Here is a 4,174-nt window from a genome sequence, read left to right as displayed (position 1 = left end):
GGCTTTCGTCGTGATGCCCGACCATTTTCACTGGTTAATACAACTGCATCGAGGATCGTTAGGGGAGTTGATGTGCCAGACCAAATCTTTGAGCGCGCGATCAATCAATGCGGCAACGGGTAGAACAGGAAGCCTGTGGCAACAGGGTTTTCATGATCACTCGCTGCGACAAGAAGAAAGCCTGGTCAGAATTGCGCGGTATGTCGTTGCTAACCCATTGCGGGCGAGACTGGTTGAAAGTTGGGCGACTATCCGCTGTGGGATGCAATCTGGGTTTGATTCGAAACCGCGTTGCCGCCTTCGCGAGCAAGCCMGCTCCCACATTTGATCTGCGCCTTACACAAATCAAATGTGGGAGCGGGCTTGCTCGCGAAGGCCTCGCTGCGGTCTACCGATCCGGCTCACACCCCTTCAACACCAACCGAATAATCGTCTGCGCCGCCGCCTCATAATCCACCTCATCCAGCTTGGCTTTACCGGTAATCGCCGTGATCTGCCAGTCAAAGTCGGCATAGGTCTGGGTCGCGGCCCAGATGCTGAACATCAGGTGGTTGGGGTCGATGCCGGCGATCTGGCCGCGGTCGATCCAGGTCTGGATGCAGTCGATGTTGTGTTTGGCCTGAGCGTTGAGCTGTTCGACCAGGTCAGGGCTCAGGTGCGGGGCGCCGTGCATGATCTCRCTGGCGAACACCTTGGAGGCGAACGGCAGGTCACGCGAAATACGGATTTTCGAGCGGATGTAGCTGCTCAGCACTTCGCTGGGCTCACCGTCGGCGTTGAACGGTGTCGAGGCCTGCAGAATCGGCTCGATGATACTTTCCAGGACCTCGCGGTAGAGGTTTTCCTTGGATTTGAAGTAGTAGTAGACATTGGGCTTGGGCAAACCCGCCTTGGCCGCGATGTCACTGGTTTTGGTCGCAGCGAAGCCCTTGTCGGCAAATTCCTCACTGGCGGCACGCAGGATCAGTTCTTTGTTGCGCTCGCGGATAGTGCTCATAAACCAAGGGGTTCCTTGCCTGTTCTGGCGGTTGCGCATGGTATCACCGGGCTCGCGCGGCGCTCAAGAATGCCCCGTGTGGCGTGCCGTCGCGCTATGCTGCATGGCATTCATCCAAGAAGGAAACCTGATTCATGGCAGGAAGCAGTTTGCTGGTGCTGCTCGACGACATCGCCGCGGTACTCGACGATGTCGCCTTGATGACCAAAATGGCCGCCCAAAAGACCGCCGGTGTGCTTGGCGACGATCTGGCACTCAACGCCCAGCAGGTCAGCGGTGTGCGTGCCGAGCGAGAAATTCCGGTGGTCTGGGCGGTCGCCAAGGGCTCGTTTCGCAACAAACTGATCCTGGTGCCGTCGGCATTGGCGATCAGCGCGTTCATTCCGTGGCTGGTCACGCCGTTGTTGATGGTCGGTGGTGCGTACCTGTGCTTTGAAGGTTTCGAAAAACTCGCGCACAAATTCCTGCACAGCAAGGCTGAAGATCAGGCCGAACATGCGGAACTGGTTGAGGCGGTGGCCGATCCAGCGGTCGATCTGGTGGCCTTCGAGCGGGACAAGATCAAGGGCGCGGTGCGCACCGACTTCATCCTGTCGGCAGAAATCATCGCCATTACCCTTGGCATCGTGGCGGATGCGTCGCTGACCCAGCAAGTGATTGTGCTCTCGGGCATTGCCATCGTCATGACCATCGGCGTGTATGGCCTGGTGGCGGGCATTGTCAAACTCGACGACCTCGGTTTGTGGTTGAGCCAAAAGTCGCGCCCGTTGGCCAAAAGCATCGGCGGCATGATTTTGCGAGCGGCACCGTACTTGATGAAAAGCCTGTCGGTGATTGGTACGGCAGCGATGTTCCTGGTGGGTGGCGGGATCCTGACTCACGGCGTGCCGGTGGTTCATCATTGGATCGAAAGCGTCAGCGCCAGTGCGGGCGGTGCCGGGTTTATCGTGCCGACGTTAGTGAATGCGGTGGCGGGGATAGTAGCGGGTGCGGTGGTGTTGGCGGGTGTGATGGTTGTCAGCAAAATCTGGAAAGCACTGAAAAGCTAAAACCGGGCATCGTGCAGATGTAGGAGCGAGCCTGCTCGCGATACCGGACTGACATGCACCAYAGATATTGAATGAAAGWCCGTTATCGCGAGCAGGCTCGCTCCCACAGGGGATTTGGGTTGTGGCGGGAATGTAAAAAGGCCATTCGACTCCCATCGAATGGCCTTTTTCGTTTCCGCCGGATTTACTCGGCGATCTGCAACTTGCGCGCCTCGGTGTACACAAACCGCACTTTCTCGTACTCGAACGGGGAGTTCAGCTGGCCATAGCGGAAGTTGGTCTGGTTGCGTTTGTCGATGCCACGCAGGATCCAGACTTCAGGATGGTTGGAGCTGACTTCAGCCACGTTCAGGAAGTTGATCGCCGAGTCTACGGTGAAGTCCACCGCCAATCCGCTGGTGTCACGGATGTTCGACGGCCCGAGGATCGGCAGGACGAAGTAGGCGCCACCCGGTACACCATAGAACCCAAGCGTCTGACCGAAGTCTTCGTTCTGGCGCGGCAAGCCCATGGCGGTAGCCGGGTCCCACAGGCCAGCGATGCCGATGGTGGTGTTGAGCAACAGGCGCGCGGAGGTTTCCATCGAGCGCTTGCCTTTGAGCTGCAACAGGCTGTTCACAAGGTTCGGCACATCGCCGAGGTTGTTGAAGAAGTTGCTGACACCGGTGCGCAGGAAGCTTGGTGTGATATAGCGGTAGCCGTCGACTACGGGCAGGAATACCCATTGATCGAAGCGGTAGTTGAAGTGATAAACCCGACGGTTCCACTCTTCCAGCGGGTCGTAGACGGCCAGTGCGTTGAGCGTCGAGCGTTCGAACTCGCGCTGGTCCAGTCCTGGGTTGAATTTGAGTTTGCTCAGCGGCTCCTTGAAGCCGTCACTGTCGACCACAACAGGCGCATTGGCTTTGCTGTTGTCGGCATTGGCGACGCCTGCACAGAGTAACGCAGCGATTAGCAGGAGGTATTTAGCCACGGAAGAACTCCAGCATGGCGTCGCTGTTGACGCGGTAGTTAAGGTTGCCGCAATGGCCGCCGTATGGATAAACGGTCAAGCGATTGCCGAAAGTCTTGCGCAGGAAGCCGAGGTCGCCAGGGCCCAGGATCACGTCGTCAGCGTTGTGCATCACAGCGATTTTCGGGCTGTTGTGCAGGTAATCCTTGAGGGCGTAGAGGCTCACCTGGTCGATCAGTTGCAGCAGGCTGCCACCGTCGGTGCGGGCGCGCCACATCGGGATGACCTGTTCAGTGATGTAGCAGTCGAAGTCGCATTGCAGTGCACGCTTGAGGAACGGCGTGAGGCTGGTGCCTTCGGTGATCGGGAACTTCGGTGGCGTGATCAGGCCGCGACGGTTGATCAGGTCCGAGGTGAAGGCAATGTCGGCCGCCGAGAAGCGGAAAGACGTGCCGATCGCCATGGCCATCTGTTCGTTGGTCAACTGTTCCTTGGACTGCATGAAGTCATAGAGCAGGGCATCGTTGAGGTCGATGTAGCCTTTCTCCTGGAAGTAGCGGGTCAGTTTGTTCAGCACCAGCTCATAGAACGTGGTGCTGCTGTTGATGCCCTTGACCTCGGTCTGGACCAGCTTGTCCAGGTTGTTGATCGAGGTGTACAGGTTGACCGGCGGGTTGAGCAGCAAGACTTTCTTGAAGTTGAAACTGCGGCGTGTCTCGTCCAGGTGCGCGACAAACGCTGCGTCCAGTGCGCCCAGGCTGTAACCGGTCAGGTAGTAATCGGTGACGGGCACTTTCGGGTTTTGTGCCCGCACCGCCTGCATCACCCGGTATAAGTCTTCGGCGTCTTCCTTGGTGACGCCCGGAGTGGCAAAGCGTGAAGCGGCGCTGATGAAGTCGAAACTGGTCGGCGACGACAGTTGCACCACATGGTAGCCGGCCTTGTAGTAGAGCTTTTTCAGGTATTCGTTGAGGCTGCTGTCGAAACGTGCGCCGGTGCCGGCAATCAGGAAGATCAACGGTGCGGCTTTATCTTGCGTAGCGATGCGGTAGGTGAGCTTCTTCACCGCCCAGAAGTTGTCCGGCAGTTCGAATTCACGCTCCGGGCGCACCGTGAGGCTGCGATCCTCCTGATTGATGTCGGCGTTTTGCGGCAACTCCGGACGCAGGTCTGGAG

Annotated in this window: 4 protein-coding genes and 1 pseudogene; 2 read left to right on the top strand and 3 right to left on the bottom strand. The window is 58.1% G+C overall.

Features of this window, described 5'->3' with window-relative positions:
* Positions 1-279: pseudogene (locus tag AC1DSG_RS28445) on the top strand (REP-associated tyrosine transposase); the annotation flags it as partial.
* A gap of 109 nt (positions 280-388) precedes the next feature.
* On the opposite strand, the gene AC1DSG_RS28440 reads toward AC1DSG_RS28445, so the two are convergent.
* Positions 389-997, bottom strand: coding sequence for a TetR/AcrR family transcriptional regulator (locus AC1DSG_RS28440; RefSeq protein WP_477793847.1), 609 nt, complete (start codon positions 995-997; stop codon positions 389-391).
* A gap of 134 nt (positions 998-1,131) precedes the next feature.
* Here AC1DSG_RS28440 and AC1DSG_RS28435 point away from each other — a divergent pair, with 134 nt between their 5' ends.
* Complete coding sequence (locus tag AC1DSG_RS28435) at positions 1,132-2,046, top strand: DUF808 domain-containing protein (protein ID WP_477793846.1); 915 nt, start codon at positions 1,132-1,134, stop codon at positions 2,044-2,046.
* A gap of 184 nt (positions 2,047-2,230) precedes the next feature.
* On the opposite strand, the gene AC1DSG_RS28430 is transcribed toward AC1DSG_RS28435, so the two are convergent.
* Both AC1DSG_RS28430 and AC1DSG_RS28425 read right to left on the bottom strand, forming a co-directional pair.
* Positions 2,231-3,019, bottom strand: coding sequence for an MlaA family lipoprotein (locus AC1DSG_RS28430; protein WP_477793845.1), 789 nt, complete (start codon positions 3,017-3,019; stop codon positions 2,231-2,233).
* Positions 3,012-4,174, bottom strand: a 1,163-nt coding sequence (locus tag AC1DSG_RS28425) for an alpha/beta fold hydrolase family protein (protein WP_477793844.1), incomplete at its 5' end; no start/stop codon positions are given. The genes AC1DSG_RS28425 and AC1DSG_RS28430, both read right to left, overlap by 8 nt.

The sequence above is a fragment of the Pseudomonas sp. P5_A12 genome (assembly GCF_056400685.1).
Note: the sequence above shows the minus strand (reverse complement) of the source record. Positions and strands in the feature narration are given on the sequence as shown.

Bases quoted from the DNA above. Each gene is read 5' to 3' on its own strand.
- AC1DSG_RS28435 (WP_477793846.1), top strand. From the start codon at position 1,132: ATGGCAGGAAGCAGTTTGCTGGTGCTGCTCGACGACATCGCCGCGGTA.